The organism is Pseudidiomarina atlantica (genome assembly GCF_000753735.1).
Lineage (GTDB): Bacteria > Pseudomonadota > Gammaproteobacteria > Enterobacterales > Alteromonadaceae > Pseudidiomarina > Pseudidiomarina atlantica.
In genome coordinates this window covers 499,909-513,600 of the sequence record NZ_JPIN01000001.1, presented here as the reverse complement: position 1 = coordinate 513,600, position 13,692 = coordinate 499,909, and the positions used below count along the sequence as shown (strand labels likewise).

Sequence of the window (13,692 nt, the reverse complement as noted above, 5' to 3'; positions counted from 1 at the left end):
TGCTTCGTACAAGTGCGTTCTGACTAGCGGTTAAGCGAGTTCTGCGATGGCCTCGTCGGCGGCAGCAAGTGCTTGTTGACGAGGCTCTTCACCAAGGTTGACACCTTCTGCACGAATCACGGTGATGTCAGTGATGCCAACGAAACCTAATGCATTACGCAGATAGCTTTCTTGATGGTCCATGGCTGCTGCCGCGCCTTCGCTATAGATACCACCACGACCTGAAGCAATATAGACTTTCTTACCCTTCAGCAAACCTTCCGGGCCCTGTTCGGTGTACTTAAAAGTCACGCCCGCTTTCAAAATACGGTCTAACCAGGCTTTCAATTGCGTTGGAATCGTGAAGTTATACATTGGGGCACCAATCACTAGCGTGTCAGCAGCAAAAACTTCGTCTAATAAGGTTTGCGTCAGCTCGTTGTTTTCTGCCAGCAAAGTTTCAGCGTCAAGATGTGGCACTGGATTGCTGACGAGGTCGCGGTAAACAACAGTGTCATCAGCTTTGGCGATGCGCTCGACGATTTGCTTGCTGAGTTTACGGCTCACTGATTGTTCAATAAATAACCCCGAGTCTAAATGTAAAATACTCATATTCGTTCTCCAAAATAGATAAATGCGCTGTGTTTTCAATGTCAGTAAGCTTACATGGGTTCCAAAAATGGTGGTAGATGGCTATTATGGAATCTATCGTTCCAAAAGTGGAACGGAATGTTGAGTCAACGCTTGCCGAGGAGGCCGTCTGATGTCTTTACCCGACTTAACCAACTATTTAATCTTTGCGCGCGTCGTTGCCGCCGGCAGTATTAGCGCTGGGGCACGTGAGCTTGGCATGCCGAAGTCGACCCTCAGCCGTCGTTTGACCGAGCTCGAAGAAGAGCAGGGGATTCGTTTGGTGCATCGCACTAGCAAAGGGTTAAAGCTCACCGACGTTGGCCAAGCTTTTTTGATTCATTGTGAGGCGCTGGTCAATGCGGCCGAAGCGGCGCAGCAAGTCACTCAGCTATTGCGTGAGACCCCCCGCGGCACCGTCCATGTCAGCGCTCCCTATGCGCTGAGTCAAAGTTTGCTGACGGAATTGCTACCTGCATTTATGCGCGACTACAGTGAAGTGAATGTTGAACTGATGGTGACCAATCGACCGGTGAGCCTGATTGACGAGGGAATTGATGTGGCCTTGCGAGTACGGGCAAACATCGAGGACTCGTCGCTAGTGGCGCGGCCCTTGGCCGATTCCCAACATACCCTTTATGGTGCCCCCAGCTTAGTTGCTGAGCGTGGCGAGCCAAAGCACCCACTTGATCTGATTGATTTTCCGCATTTATCGTTGCATTACACCAGTGGCCGTTACGGCTATCAGTTAACTGCCGATGACGGTGAACAACTAACGATTAGCATGCAACCAAAGCTGATCACCGACGACATGATAGTGTTACGGGAAGCCGCTATTCAGGGGCAAGGACTGGTTTCTCTGCCGAGTTACCTTTGCGTGGATGCGGTGCGTGCTGGACAGTTACAAGAAGTGCTACCTAATTGGCGCTTGCCGGTGCATATCATGCATCTGGTCTATCCGCATCGGCGCGGCTTATTACCTGCGGTGCGGGTATTTATCGACTATATGGTCGAACATATTCCTGCGGTAGCGCAACGTTCGTTATTGATTGCCGACGCGTAGTTCAATACACTCATTCAAACGTTCGTTTGAAAAGAAGGCGAAAGAACATGGATTTTACCCCTAGTGCCAAGACGCTCGATTATCGCAAGCGTCTGATCCAATTCATGCAAGAACACATCGAGCCGATTGAAGCTAATTATCATAAAGAAAATCGGCGTTTGAATCCCGACGATAAGTGGCGTACATGGGAAGTGCCGCCGGTGGTTGCTGAGCTTAAGCAACTTGCGCGTGAGCAAGGCTTATGGAACCTGTTTTTACCTGATGCCGAGCTGGGTGCTGGTTTAACCACCTTAGAATATGCACCGCTTGCTGAAGTCATGGGGCATAGTCTGTTAGCGCCAGAAATCTTTAACTGTAACGCGCCAGACACCGGCAATATGGAAGTGCTGTATCACTTCGGCTCGGCTGCGCAAAAACAGCAGTGGCTTGAACCTTTGTTAAATGGCGACATTCGCTCGGTGTTTTGTATGACCGAACCCGATGTTGCTTCGTCGGATGCCACCAATATGCAAACCTCGATCGTTGCCGATGGTGATGAGGTGGTGATCGATGGGCGTAAATGGTGGTCGACAGGGCTTGGGCACCCGGACGCTAAATTTGCCATTGTTATGGGTTTAACCGACCCCGATGCGGCGAAACACCAACGTCATTCGATGGTACTGGTGCCTTTAGATACGCCCGGGGTGAATATTGAGCGGATGCTGCCGGCATTTGGCGAGTATGATGCGCCTTACGGCCATGGCGAAGTGCGCTTTGACCAAGTGAGAGTGCCGAAAAGTAATGTTATAGGGGGGCTGGGCGCCGGTTTTAAAATCGCGCAAGGGCGCTTGGGGCCGGGCCGAATTCACCATTGCATGCGGGCACTCGGCGCGGCGGAAAAAGCTTTGCAGCTCTATATGCGTCGTGGCCAAGAACGCATTGCCTTTGGTCGTCCGCTATTGCAACTTGGCGGCAACATGGAACGTGTTGCGGACATGCGTATCGCTATCGACCAAGCACGTTTATTAACCTTTTATGCGGCATGGAAGATTGATCAAGTAGGAGCCATGAAAGCACTCACCGAGATTTCCGCGATCAAAGTTGCGGCACCGAATGTGCTGCAGCAGGTGGTCGACGAGGCGATTCAGTTATACGGCGGTGCCGGTATGAGTCACGATGTGCCTTTGACCCAACTCTTTGCCGTCGCACGCGCGTTACGTATCGCCGATGGTCCAGATGCGGTGCATCGTGCCACCATTGCCAAAGTTGAATTAGCGAAATACCGGGATCCAGCGTGAGTGATTTAAGCAAACTCGAAGACAAAGCGGGTACGGTTCGTAGCGGCGAAGAGTTACCCGTAGCCGAACTAAGTCGCTATTTGCGTGAGCATTTTCCTGAATTGCAGGGCGAACTCAAGGTTACGCAATATGCTGGGGGCGCCTCTAACTGGACCTATCGTCTGCAGTTTGCCAATGCAGATTGGATCTTACGTCGTCCACCGGCTGGAACCAAAGCTAAGTCAGCTCATGACATGGGCCGTGAGTACCGCTTGCAAAAGGCGCTGGCGCCAGTCTATCCCTATGTGCCTAAAATGCTGCATTACACCGATGATGAGAGCATCATTGGTGCCGAATTTTATGTGATGGAACGGGTGGCCGGCATAATTCCGCGCAAGAACATGCCGCGTGAGCTTGAGCTCAGCGAACAGCAAACGCGGCAGCTTTGCCAGAACGCTTTAGACTGTCTGATTGAATTACACCGCATCGACATTCATCAACATGACCTAGCGGGGCTTGCTAAAGGCGAAGGTTATACCGAACGCCAAGTGCTTGGCTGGAACAAGCGTTATCGCCAAGCGAAAACCTGGAACGTACCGAAAAGTACTAAGATCATGGCTTGGCTCGAGCAACACATGCCGCAAAATGAACGCTTGTGCATGACCCACAACGATTTTCGCTTTGATAACTTAGTGCTGGATCCTGCTGAGCCGAGTAACATCATTGGTGTGCTGGATTGGGAATTGGCGACCATTGGTAATCCGCTGATGGATCTTGGTAACAGTCTGGCCTATTGGATCCAAGCTGATGATGATGCGATTGCGCGTTCGACCCGCCGTCAGCCGACCCATTTGCCCGGCATGTTAAGCCGTGAACAGGTGATTGCTTATTATTGCGAACGCATGGGCGTCGATGTGAAAGATTTCACCTTTTACGAAGTCTTTGGCTTGTTTCGGCTGAGCGTTATTGCGCAGCAGATCTATTATCGTTATCACCACAAGCAAACGCGAAATCCAGCCTTCAAGAACTTTTGGTTCTTGGTGCATTACTTGCACTGGCGCTGTCGCAAACTGATCAAACAACAGAGGAAAGCATGAGCCAATCAATGCGTAAAACAATTCTAATAACAGGCGCAAGTTCGGGCTTAGGCGAGGGCATGGCACGTGAGTTTGCCGCTCGGGGCCGTAATCTCGCATTGTGCGCGCGACGTACGGATCGCCTTGAACAACTGAAAACTGAACTCGAAGCGAAGTATCCTGCGAGCAAGGTCAGCATCAAAGCGCTAGATGTCAATGACCATGATGCCGTGTTTACCGTTTTCAAAGAATTTAAAGCTGAATTTGGCACGCTCGATCGCGTTATTGTCAACGCCGGCATGGGTAAGGGGGCGTCATTGGGGACCGGCTACTTTTACGCCAACGTACAAACGGCGCAGACCAACTTTGTCGCTGCCATCGCGCAGTGCGAAGCCGCACTGGAAATCTTTCGTGAGCAAAACAGTGGTCACTTGGTGACTATCAGTTCAATTAGTGCGTTGCGCGGCATGCCGCGGGCGATGACGGTTTATGCGGCAACGAAAGCTGGCTTATTGTCGCTGACCGAGGGTATTCGGGCGGATTTAATCAAGTCGCGTTCAGCGATTAAAACCAGCTGTATTTTACCGGGTTACATTCGTTCAGAAATCAATGAAAAGGTAAAAAACACGCCCTTTATGATTGATAACGAGACCGGTTGTAAATTACTCGTCAAAGCAATCGAGAAAGAGCCCGTACAAGCCTATGTACCTGGCTGGCCATGGGCGCTGATTGGCTTCCTCATGAAGCGACTGCCACTCAAACTAGTAATGAAGCTGGGTTAATCGTTATTGCCAGCAGCTTCTAGGGTACAGCGATCGAGCTGACGCGTGGCTACGCTGCGCGTCGCGGCGCCACCGTCAGCGAGATCATAAACAAAGGAACTACTGGCAACACTGATATCGCTACGCGATTGACTGTATTGAATAACTAGCTCGCGCTCGTCTAACTCAATACCAATGCAACCATTCGCGAGCGGCGAGGTCGCTAGCCGTTGCCACTCCTCGTCTAACAGTTTTTGCAGCCACACTTCGTAACCTTGCCATTCGGCGTTATCACCGCGTTGACACTGATACACATAGACTTGTGCGCCGTTATCACTGGTGATTTCAGTTTGAATCGCCTGACAGTTAGCAACTGTTGGTGGTTCCGGTTGGTAAACCGAGAGCTGATAGATGAGTACCGCGACAAATAACACAGCTAGGGTAATGCCCGCCGCCAGTAACCAAAGGCCGAGGCGACGGCTGATAGCACTTAAGCGATTGATTAAACCCATGGTTAATCCTTATCCTCGTTGCGCAAGTGAAGTTCTGGTGCGAGTAAGCGCTCGCCGCGATAAGCACTGACCTTGCCAAACCGTGCATGCCCAGCGTTCCACTCCTGCTGGGCGCGAACAATGCGTTGTTTATCGCTACTGACGAAGTTCCACCACATTTGTACCGGACTTTCATAGGGCTCCCCGCCCAAGACCAGCAGCGTGGTGTCAGCAGCTAACTCTAAAACCAACTCATCGCGGTCACCGCCTAGGTTAATGAGTTCGTGGGCGCGCACGGTTTTACCGGCGCAATCGAGCCGGCCATCGACCACGTAAATACCGTATTCAAATTCCCGTTGCAGGCGTAGACGACTCACTGCCACACGGGGCGTGCGCAGTTGTAGAGCAAAAATCGGCTGAAACTGTAACGCCGGTGAGTGATAGCTACGCTGTTCCGATTGATAATCGCCCATGATCAGGGTGGCACTGGCTTCACCCAGCGCAAATTGGGGTAATTGCTGGTAATGATCGAAACGAGGTGAGGTTTGTTCATCGGCCTGCGGCAGCGCTGCCCACAATTGCAGGCCATGCAGTGGGTCGGATACTTGTGCATCGGCTACTTCGGCATGGGAAATACCGTTGCCCGCGGTCATTAAGTTCAGTTGTTCGGCGCGCAAGGGTTGCTCATAACCGAGACTGTCTTGATGCAGTAGCTGGCCAGAAAACAACCAGGTAATGGTTTGCAAGCCAATATGTGGGTGCGGAGCGACGTCAAACTGCGCGTAATCTGCGGCAGCGACAGGACCGAAGTGGTCTAAGAAACACCAAGGGCCAATCATGCGTAAGTCGCGTTGCGGTAAACTGCGATGCACGCGCAACTTCGGCGTCAACTGCCGAGTGAGTGCAGGTAAAACCTGCGCGTCGCGGCGGAGATGCTCAGAGCTACAGCTGGTAGGTTGGCTTTCAACGTCTTCGCTTATGCGTGTCATCAGGGCGCTCCCAGTTAACAATGTTGTCGTCAGTATGCCAGTTCTTAGACAAAGGGTCGATATGCGACTATTCGCCGACTTCCTTATTGTATTAAGATTAGTTAAGGTGAAGCTAACCACAAGGAGCTAGCTATGATTAATGCTTTGATTCTGATCGTTATCGGCATAGCAGTGTTTTTTAGCGGTATTTGGGAAGAGAACTTATTCACCATCATCCTCGGCCTGTTTATCGAAGCAGGTGGCTGGATTATTTTTGTCGTAAAATGGCGCAGCGCGAAACAAAAAGGAAACTTAGATAACAATGAAAAGTAGCGTAATCAAGCGCATTGGCGCTTTAGCAGTCATCGTTGCCGGCTTACTTGCCGCCGTGTTGGCACCTGCGGGTGGCAATACCGCAAGCTGGCGTTGGTTTGGTTTGTTTTTATTGGTGTTAGGGGTGTACTTCTTACTGGGTCAAACGACCACGGCTGAGCAACGCCAGCAAGCTGCCAGTGAGCGTAACGAAACACCGCCACTGCAATGGTATCAATCACCGATTTTGTGGGTGCCAGTAGCAGCAGTGATTATTGCTGTGCTGTCGTTAATTCTTTAAAGCGGAGCCAGCAGCATGAATTTAACCACACGATTGGTGATTTTGGCAGGCCTGGTGGGCTTGATGTTTTATAATGCCAGCGTTGATCAACTCTGGGCAGTGATTGTTGATTATGACCTGAATTGGTACAAACTTGGCGTACCTTTAGCGTGGGGCCTCATCCTCGGTGCCTTGCTGAACTTGCTAGGTTTACGTAGTCTGCATAAATGGCTCGAGCCGCTCACCTTGATTGCGGTATCTTTGCTGACCATGGGGCTTACCGGTGCTGCTGCCGTTTATGGTGCGCATCAGATTGGTGGATTGATCATCGCGCCCCTTGCCATTAGTGCAATTGGTCTCGGTTTGTACCTGCTGGTATACAGCTACGTGCGCTTTGCGGCACATGGCAAAGCCGATGAGGATGCAACCAAGGAGTAACGGACGGCGATGGATCTCAATTGTGATTTAGGTGAAGGCTTTGGCGCTTGGCGTATGGGCGATGATGCGGCGGTCATGCCTTACATCGATCGCGCCAATATCGCCTGTGGTTTTCATGCCGGCGATTATTTGATTTTACAGCGTACCGTGCGTCTCGCTAAAGAGCACGGCGTTTGTATAGGCGCGCATCCCAGTTACCCAGATCTGCACGGCTTTGGTCGTCGCGCTTTGCAATTTGACAGCGATGAAATTCGCGCCATGTTGTTGTACCAAATCGGTGCAATTGCGGCGGTTTGTCATGCCGAGCAAGTCGCTTTACGTTACGTCAAACCCCATGGTGCCTTGTATAACGCCATGCAGGTAGATCACGAATTATTTCGCGCGGTGGTTAAAACTATCGCCGAATTCAACCGTGGCAAGCCACGTCCGCTGCAGTTAATGACACTCGCGAAGTTACAAACCGCGACAGAACGTGAAATTGCCGCAGAGTATGAAGTACCTTTGTTGTTTGAAGCATTTGCCGATCGTTGCTACGAAGATAACGGACATCTGCGCTCGCGCCAATTTGACGGCGCCGTGCTGCATGAGCAGCAGGCGATTGTGCAGCAAGCATTGGCGTTCGCCCGCGGTGAAAGTATTAGCACTTACGAAGGTAATAGCTTGCAACTAGAGGCCGATACTTTGTGTGTCCACGGTGACAATCCACAAGCTTTGGCGGCGCTTAAGGCCATTCGCCAAGCACTGAGCGAAGTATGTTAATCGCCGAGCAAGAGTGGCGCTTTGTTACCGCCGCAGCTGACGCCTTAATGATTGAGTTTGCGGCGCAAATAGACTTGACCATTAACGCGCAAGTGCACCGTCTAGTGCAATTGATTCAAACCCACGATGGCGCAGGTATTATCGAAGTGGTGCCGAGCTATCGCAGCGTATTGGTATACTACGACGTGCTCAACCACTCTGAAGCGCAAGTGCGAAATAGCCTTGCACCTTGGGTTAGTCAAGTGCTCGACGAGCGTGAAAGCGGAGCGCTACAGCAATTCCAAAACAGTGGCACTTTGCACCAAATACAGGTCTGCTATGACGCTGAATTTGGCCTCGATATCGTGGCCGTGGCTGATGCTCTAGGTGGCACCATTGAAGATGTAATCAAATTACATACCGCACCTGAATACCACGTTTATACCTTAGGTTTTGCTCCGCGCTTCGCTTACTTGGGAGATGTCGATGAACGGCTGCGGTTGCCGCGTCATGCAACCCCGCGGCAAAAGGTGCCGGCAGGCAGTGTCGCCATTGCCGGTCAACAAACGGCCATCTACCCAAGTGTGTCGCCAGGTGGTTGGCAAATTCTCGGACGTGCGGCGCACCTACCTGAATTAAAAGCCGGTGATCGCGTGCGTTTTATTGCGGTTTCTGCGAATGAGTTCGCGCAGTTGCAGGAGTCGCAATCATGAAACTGGCTACAGTGTTAGAAATTGGCCGACCGGGGTTGCTGGCGACCTTACAAGATTATGGTCGCTTCGGTTACCAAGCGCAGGGGATTACTCAGGGTGGGCCGATTGATGAGCGCGCGTTTTTGTGGGCCAATCGCTTATTAGGAAATAGCTTTAACGCGGCACAAATTGAAATTACGCTTGGTGGTTTTTCTGCAACTTTTACCCGAGATACTTTATTTGTGGTGACTGGTGCCGAGTTTCCACTGACACTCAACGACCAACCGCTGAAGGTTTGGCGCGTCGCACAAGCGCGTGCTGGTGACCAACTACAGATCGGCACCGGTGACCAGGGGTTGAGATGTTATTTAGCGGTGGCGGGAGGCTTTCAGGCGACTCCCCATTTGGGTAGCGTAGCGACCGTCATGCGTGATGCATTAGGAGGCTTAACGCAGGACGGACGACCCTTGCGCAGTGGAGACCGGCTTAATGCGCCGCTGCTGCATGCGCACAGCTTGGTGAGTCGACGCCCGAGTAGTAAATTACATTTAACACTGCCTTCGCGTGTCACGCTAGATGTGATTCCCGCAGCGCAAGTGAGTGATTTTAGCGCTACTGCGCGCGAATTATTTACTAATCAAAGTTATCAAGTAACGGCGCGTCAAGATCGTATGGGCGTGCGAATTGAAGGTGAGAGCGCACTATCAGATCTGCCCGGGCAGATGATTTCTGAACCCTTACCTTTAGGCAGTGTGCAAATTCCCACGGATGGCCAACCGATTGTAATGCTCAACGACCATCAAACCTTGGGCGGATACCCCAAGATCGGGGTCTTGAGTTGGCAGGCTCGGAGTCTGCTGGCGCAGCTACCGGCAGGTCGGCGCGTGCAATTTCGCTGGCTTGAACTGAGCGAAGCACAACGACAATTACGCCAAGCCTTACGCTTTTTTAATGTGACTCGCTAAAGCGCACGTCAATCGTACTGCAAGCCTTGTCAGTCGCCCCATAACCTGCGATCATAACGGTCATTTTTATTCGTCCCTTTTAATAGGCATGAGTTCGGAGATTAAACATCCATGGCAGCAGACGCGCCCCGTAGTAACTTTATTCGTCAAATCATCGACAAAGACCTCGCCAGTGGCAAGCACAGCGAAGTGCACACGCGCTTCCCGCCCGAGCCGAATGGCTTTTTGCACATTGGTCATGCGAAGTCGATCGTGCTCAACTTTGGCATTGCTGAAGACTATCAAGGTACCTGTAACTTGCGTTTTGACGATACCAATCCACTGAAAGAGAAAGTTGATTATGTCAACTCAATCAAAGAAGACGTGGCATGGTTAGGTTACCAATGGAATGGCGAGCCGCGCTATTCATCAAATTACTTTGATCAACTGCATGCCTATGCGGTAGAGCTGATTGAAAAGGGGCTAGCGTACGTTGATTTCTCGACCCAAGAACAAATGCGTGAAATGCGTGGCACCTTGAAAGAGCCTGGCGTAAACAGCCCGTATCGCGATACCTCGGTCGAGGAAAACCTCAAGCATTTTGCCGATATGACGGCGGGTAAATATCAAGAAGGCGAAGCTGCACTGCGGGCAAAAATCGATATGAGTTCACCGTTTATGGTGCTGCGTGATCCAGTGATCTATCGTGTGCGTTTTGCCCATCATCACCAAACCGGTGATAAGTGGTGCGTGTACCCGATGTACGATTTTACCCACTGTATCTCGGATGCGTTAGAAAACATCACTCATTCCTTGTGCACCCTGGAATTCCAAGACAACCGTCGGTTGTATGACTGGGTGCTGGATAACATCAGCATCGATTGTCACCCGCAACAGATCGAATTTTCGCGGCTGAATTTGCAATACACAGTGATGAGCAAGCGTAAACTGAATCTGTTGGTCGAAGAGGGCAAGGTCAACGGCTGGGATGACCCTCGGATGCCAACGATTGCTGGTATGCGCCGTCGCGGTTATACGCCAAGTTCTATTCGTGAGTTTTGTCACCGTATTGGCGTGACGAAAATGGATAACCAGGTCGAGATGAGTATGCTCGAAGCTTGTATTCGCGATGAGCTAAATCAGCAGGCACCACGAGCAATGGCGGTGCTAGACCCAGTGCGCGTGGTGATTGAGAACTACCCAGCTGACCAGGTTGAACGCCTCATTGCACCGAATCATCCAAATGACGAGAGCTTAGGCAATCGTGAAGTGCCGTTTGCACGGGAAATCTTTATTGAAGCAGAAGACTTCCGTGAAGAAGCGAATAAAAAGTACAAACGTCTGGTCCTTGGTAAAGAAGTTCGCCTGCGGAACGCTTATGTGATTAAAGCCGAGCGTGTAGAGAAAGACGCTGACGGTAACATCACCACGATTTTCTGCAGCTATGACGCCGATACGCTAGGCAAAGATCCAGCCGATGGTCGCAAAGTGAAAGGGGTCATCCACTGGGTTGCTGCAGAGCATGCGCAACAAGCTGAATTCCGTTTGTACGATCGTTTGTTCCAAGTGCCAAATCCAGGTGCAGAAGAAGACTTCTTTAGTACGCTGAATCCAGCCTCATTAGTGGTGAAGCACGGTTATGTTGAACCAAGCCTAGCGACAGCGGCAGCAGAAGAGCGCTATCAATTTGAACGTATCGGATACTTCTGTGCCGATAGTAAAGACAGTAGTGCCGACCATTTGGTATTTAACCAAACAGTCGGTTTACGTGATACCTGGAATGACGACGCTTAGTTAAGCGTCGCCAATTCAATGCGGGCGGCTGCACCGTACAAGGTGCTTGAGTCGCCCTCAATTACTCCCTCAGGCGTAATAGTCGGCCACAATTCGGGCAGCTGCGCCAAAATCTCGGCAACTTCATCCAGCGCTGCCGCATTCGCTTCGGCTTGCTGCGCGCTCAATTGGTTGATGCGTGCTTTGGCAATTGCGGTAAAGCCGTAAGCATCTTGAAACTCATGTACGTTGACTATACTGCCTTGTTGCACGCCGATATCGTACTCTTCGCCGGCAGTTAACAGCATGCTACTGAGGCTCATCAACACGCTTTTGACCGATTTCTGTTGCACTTGTTCGGCAGCGTCAATAGCTGCTACTAGGTCGGTATAGGCTTGGTTAACCGCGTCATCCCCTTGCGCATTGTTGACTGCATTAGCCAGTGCGCTCAGCTGCTCGGCGAAGCCATCAACTCCGCGCGCTTCGAATGCTGGCACTAGTGCTGCGTAGAGTTCATCTTCGGGGTGTTTCATGTGGGTTTTAGCCATGCCTAAGTGACCCTGGTCATAGAGCTTTTTACCGACATATAAATGACCACGAATCAAGCCGAGTTGCGCCAAATAGGCAGCATCATTAACGCGCAGATCGACCGCTCCTGAGCCTTCCCCCTCACCTTCACCTTCGCCAGCACCGGCGAATGGCGCGACCATGCTGTAATGTTGCTCAGCTTGCAGCAAATCTTGCGCCGCATCAGCTTGCACCGCGGTGCTGCCGAGCAAGGTTGCGCTCGCAGCGCTGACCGCCAACCATACTTTTCTTTTCTCGTACATATAAGGTAACCTTTAGTTGCAGTGTCTTGTGTTGTTGTTAGACATTCGACTATCCTACACGAATGAGAGTTATTCTCAATAACGGGCGTTATGATTCTACATATTCAACAGGTTATTGATCCGGGCACTTTGTCAGCGATCGCTGACAAACTGGCGGCAGTCAATTTTGCTGACGGTCGTGAAAGCGCCGGTTGGGCAGCTAAACAAGTCAAAAATAATCAGCAATTACGCGCGCCTCATCCCGTCATAGAGTTGCTGTTAAACCGAGTGAAACAACATTCATTGGTGCAGCAAGCGGCGCGTCCAGCGCAATTCGTCAACACCATGATCAACCGTTATGATGTGGGGCAGTGTTACGGCACCCACATGGATGACGCGTTAATGGGCCAGGTGCGCACTGATTTATCTTTTACGCTTAGTTTGACGGATACGCAAGCCTATGATGGTGGTGAATTAGTCATTGAGGATGCGACTGGTGAACGCAGTTGGCGACTGGCAGCAGGCGATATGTTGTTGTACCCAACGCAATATCTGCATCGTGTTGAGGCGGTCACCAAAGGCTCGCGAATTGCACTTGTAGGCTGGATTGAGAGTTTGCTGCGTGAACCGCAACAACGCGAGATTTGCTTCGATTTGCAACAGGCGATGCAGCATGAATTTGCGACGCATGGTAAGTCAGCGCAATTTGATGTCTTGAGTAAAACTTACAACAATCTTTTACGCCGCTGGGTGAAACGCTAATGCAAGTCGTCTATCAAGCAGATAATGTAGTTGAAGCTGAATTATTAAAAGGACTTTTAGCAGCGCATGGTATTGCTTGTCATACCGGTGGTTTTTTCTTGCAAGGTGCGGTAGGCGACTTAGCCGCATCTGGTTTTGCCAATGTTTGGGTTGGCGACGATGATGTAGAGGCTGCACGCGCCTTGCTCAAACGCTACGAGCAAGGCGAATTTGGCTTAAGCGAAGATGAAGACGCAGATTAATTTGCGTCTTCGTTGTGCTCACAGTTGGCAGCGTTATTACACTCACCGTACAAATACAAACTGTGGTTGGTGAGGGTAATGTTGTTGGCTTCTGCGACCTGTAATTGGCGATCTTCAATTACTTGATCTTCAAACTCGAACACGTGACCGCAAGTGAGGCACACCAAGTGGTCGTGGTGATGTTTAGCGCTCAGTTCAAATACCGAGCGGCCACCCTCAAAGTGATGACGCGTAACGATACCGGCATCATCGAACTGGTTAAGTACGCGATACACCGTGGCCAAACCAATTTCTTCATTGTTCTCGAGTAAGATCTTGTACACATCTTCGGCGCTGATGTGCTGGTTCTCCGGCTTTTTCAAAATCTCGAGAATCTTGACGCGTGGAGATGTGACCTTCAAACCTGCTTTTTTCAGTTGTTGTTCGCCGTTGCTACTCATTTGAATTCACTTTTTTCAGTTTTAGCGTGTCGCCATTA

Annotated in this window: 18 protein-coding genes; 13 read left to right on the top strand and 5 right to left on the bottom strand. The window is 50.9% G+C overall.

The window, feature by feature from the left end; translation table 11 throughout:
• Window positions 1-30 precede the first annotated feature (30 nt).
• Complete coding sequence (locus IDAT_RS02555; protein WP_034730031.1) at window positions 31-591, bottom strand: FMN-dependent NADH-azoreductase; 561 nt, start codon at window positions 589-591, stop codon at window positions 31-33.
• 151 nt (window positions 592-742) lie between these two features.
• Between IDAT_RS02555 and IDAT_RS02550 the strand changes: the two genes are divergently transcribed.
• From IDAT_RS02550 to IDAT_RS02535, 4 genes are read left to right on the top strand one after another with little or no spacing between them, the layout of a single operon-like run.
• Window positions 743-1,672 (top strand): LysR family transcriptional regulator, encoded by a 930-nt coding sequence (locus tag IDAT_RS02550; protein WP_034730029.1) that lies wholly within the window; start codon window positions 743-745, stop codon window positions 1,670-1,672.
• 47 nt (window positions 1,673-1,719) lie between these two features.
• Window positions 1,720-2,949, top strand: coding sequence for an acyl-CoA dehydrogenase family protein (locus tag IDAT_RS02545; protein ID WP_034730026.1), 1,230 nt, complete (start codon window positions 1,720-1,722; stop codon window positions 2,947-2,949).
• Window positions 2,946-4,025: a phosphotransferase family protein gene (locus IDAT_RS02540; RefSeq protein WP_034730024.1), complete on the top strand. Its 1,080-nt coding sequence runs from the start codon at window positions 2,946-2,948 to the stop codon at window positions 4,023-4,025. The genes IDAT_RS02545 and IDAT_RS02540 overlap by 4 nt, the downstream gene beginning before the upstream one ends.
• Before the next feature lie 8 nt (window positions 4,026-4,033).
• On the top strand, window positions 4,034-4,786 hold the full coding sequence (locus IDAT_RS02535) for an SDR family oxidoreductase (RefSeq protein ID WP_244441589.1): 753 nt from the start codon (window positions 4,034-4,036) through the stop codon (window positions 4,784-4,786).
• Here IDAT_RS02535 and IDAT_RS02530 read toward each other — a convergent pair.
• On the bottom strand, window positions 4,783-5,277 hold the full coding sequence (locus IDAT_RS02530; protein ID WP_034730020.1) for a hypothetical protein: 495 nt from the start codon (window positions 5,275-5,277) through the stop codon (window positions 4,783-4,785). The two genes, IDAT_RS02535 and IDAT_RS02530, sit on opposite strands and share 4 nt — an antisense overlap.
• A gap of 2 nt (window positions 5,278-5,279) precedes the next feature.
• Complete coding sequence (locus IDAT_RS02525) at window positions 5,280-6,245, bottom strand: pirin family protein (RefSeq protein WP_034730017.1); 966 nt, start codon at window positions 6,243-6,245, stop codon at window positions 5,280-5,282.
• 132 nt (window positions 6,246-6,377) lie between these two features.
• Between IDAT_RS02525 and IDAT_RS02520 the strand changes: the two genes are divergently transcribed.
• The 7 genes from IDAT_RS02520 to glnS all read left to right on the top strand — a co-directional run bounded on the left by IDAT_RS02520 (window position 6,378) and on the right by glnS (window position 11,422).
• Entirely contained in the window at window positions 6,378-6,557 is a 180-nt protein-coding gene (locus tag IDAT_RS02520) for a hypothetical protein (protein ID WP_034730013.1), read from the top strand.
• Entirely contained in the window at window positions 6,547-6,837 is a 291-nt protein-coding gene (locus IDAT_RS02515; protein ID WP_034730011.1) for a hypothetical protein, read from the top strand. Before IDAT_RS02520 ends, IDAT_RS02515 begins: the two co-directional genes overlap by 11 nt.
• 15 nt (window positions 6,838-6,852) lie before the next feature.
• Window positions 6,853-7,254: a hypothetical protein gene (locus IDAT_RS02510; protein ID WP_034730008.1), complete on the top strand. Its 402-nt coding sequence runs from the start codon at window positions 6,853-6,855 to the stop codon at window positions 7,252-7,254.
• Window positions 7,255-7,263: 9 nt separating this feature from the next.
• On the top strand, window positions 7,264-8,013 hold the full coding sequence (locus tag IDAT_RS02505) for a 5-oxoprolinase subunit PxpA (RefSeq protein WP_034730005.1): 750 nt from the start codon (window positions 7,264-7,266) through the stop codon (window positions 8,011-8,013).
• Window positions 8,007-8,705: a 5-oxoprolinase subunit PxpB gene (gene pxpB / locus IDAT_RS02500; RefSeq protein ID WP_034730002.1), complete on the top strand. Its 699-nt coding sequence runs from the start codon at window positions 8,007-8,009 to the stop codon at window positions 8,703-8,705. The genes IDAT_RS02505 and pxpB overlap by 7 nt, the downstream gene beginning before the upstream one ends.
• Complete coding sequence (locus tag IDAT_RS02495; protein ID WP_051986514.1) at window positions 8,702-9,649, top strand: 5-oxoprolinase subunit C family protein; 948 nt, start codon at window positions 8,702-8,704, stop codon at window positions 9,647-9,649. Before pxpB ends, IDAT_RS02495 begins: the two co-directional genes overlap by 4 nt.
• A 111-nt stretch (window positions 9,650-9,760) precedes the next feature.
• Entirely contained in the window at window positions 9,761-11,422 is a 1,662-nt protein-coding gene (gene glnS / locus IDAT_RS02490; RefSeq protein ID WP_034730000.1) for a glutamine--tRNA ligase, read from the top strand.
• On the opposite strand, the gene IDAT_RS02485 is transcribed toward glnS, so the two are convergent.
• Complete coding sequence (locus IDAT_RS02485; protein ID WP_034729998.1) at window positions 11,419-12,231, bottom strand: hypothetical protein; 813 nt, start codon at window positions 12,229-12,231, stop codon at window positions 11,419-11,421. The two genes, glnS and IDAT_RS02485, sit on opposite strands and share 4 nt — an antisense overlap.
• Window positions 12,232-12,321: 90 nt before the next feature.
• Here IDAT_RS02485 and IDAT_RS02480 point away from each other — a divergent pair, with 90 nt between their 5' ends.
• Both IDAT_RS02480 and IDAT_RS02475 read left to right on the top strand, forming a co-directional pair.
• The gene (locus IDAT_RS02480; protein ID WP_034729996.1) at window positions 12,322-12,972 is read left to right on the top strand and encodes a Fe2+-dependent dioxygenase; all 651 of its coding nucleotides are present in this window, start codon (window positions 12,322-12,324) and stop codon (window positions 12,970-12,972) included.
• Window positions 12,972-13,214, top strand: a complete 243-nt coding sequence (locus tag IDAT_RS02475; protein WP_034729994.1) for a putative signal transducing protein — start codon at window positions 12,972-12,974, stop codon at window positions 13,212-13,214. Before IDAT_RS02480 ends, IDAT_RS02475 begins: the two co-directional genes overlap by 1 nt.
• Here IDAT_RS02475 and fur read toward each other — a convergent pair.
• Window positions 13,211-13,654, bottom strand: coding sequence for a ferric iron uptake transcriptional regulator (gene fur / locus IDAT_RS02470; protein ID WP_034729991.1), 444 nt, complete (start codon window positions 13,652-13,654; stop codon window positions 13,211-13,213). The two genes, IDAT_RS02475 and fur, sit on opposite strands and share 4 nt — an antisense overlap.
• Window positions 13,655-13,692: the final 38 nt, after the last annotated feature.

Bases quoted from the DNA above. Each gene is read 5' to 3' on its own strand.
- IDAT_RS02525 (WP_034730017.1), bottom strand. From the start codon at position 6,245: ATGACACGCATAAGCGAAGACGTTGAAAGCCAACCTACCAGCTGTAGC.
- IDAT_RS02495 (WP_051986514.1), top strand. From the start codon at position 8,702: ATGAAACTGGCTACAGTGTTAGAAATTGGCCGACCGGGGTTGCTGGCG.
- IDAT_RS02480 (WP_034729996.1), top strand. From the start codon at position 12,322: ATGATTCTACATATTCAACAGGTTATTGATCCGGGCACTTTGTCAGCG.
- IDAT_RS02555 (WP_034730031.1), bottom strand. From the start codon at position 591: ATGAGTATTTTACATTTAGACTCGGGGTTATTTATTGAACAATCAGTG.
- IDAT_RS02515 (WP_034730011.1), top strand. From the start codon at position 6,547: ATGAAAAGTAGCGTAATCAAGCGCATTGGCGCTTTAGCAGTCATCGTT.
- IDAT_RS02545 (WP_034730026.1), top strand. From the start codon at position 1,720: ATGGATTTTACCCCTAGTGCCAAGACGCTCGATTATCGCAAGCGTCTG.
- IDAT_RS02530 (WP_034730020.1), bottom strand. From the start codon at position 5,277: ATGGGTTTAATCAATCGCTTAAGTGCTATCAGCCGTCGCCTCGGCCTT.
- IDAT_RS02485 (WP_034729998.1), bottom strand. From the start codon at position 12,231: ATGTACGAGAAAAGAAAAGTATGGTTGGCGGTCAGCGCTGCGAGCGCA.
- IDAT_RS02520 (WP_034730013.1), top strand. From the start codon at position 6,378: ATGATTAATGCTTTGATTCTGATCGTTATCGGCATAGCAGTGTTTTTT.
- IDAT_RS02475 (WP_034729994.1), top strand. From the start codon at position 12,972: ATGCAAGTCGTCTATCAAGCAGATAATGTAGTTGAAGCTGAATTATTA.
- IDAT_RS02535 (WP_244441589.1), top strand. From the start codon at position 4,034: ATGCGTAAAACAATTCTAATAACAGGCGCAAGTTCGGGCTTAGGCGAG.
- pxpB (WP_034730002.1), top strand. From the start codon at position 8,007: ATGTTAATCGCCGAGCAAGAGTGGCGCTTTGTTACCGCCGCAGCTGAC.
- IDAT_RS02510 (WP_034730008.1), top strand. From the start codon at position 6,853: ATGAATTTAACCACACGATTGGTGATTTTGGCAGGCCTGGTGGGCTTG.
- glnS (WP_034730000.1), top strand. From the start codon at position 9,761: ATGGCAGCAGACGCGCCCCGTAGTAACTTTATTCGTCAAATCATCGAC.
- IDAT_RS02505 (WP_034730005.1), top strand. From the start codon at position 7,264: ATGGATCTCAATTGTGATTTAGGTGAAGGCTTTGGCGCTTGGCGTATG.
- IDAT_RS02550 (WP_034730029.1), top strand. From the start codon at position 743: ATGTCTTTACCCGACTTAACCAACTATTTAATCTTTGCGCGCGTCGTT.
- fur (WP_034729991.1), bottom strand. From the start codon at position 13,654: ATGAGTAGCAACGGCGAACAACAACTGAAAAAAGCAGGTTTGAAGGTC.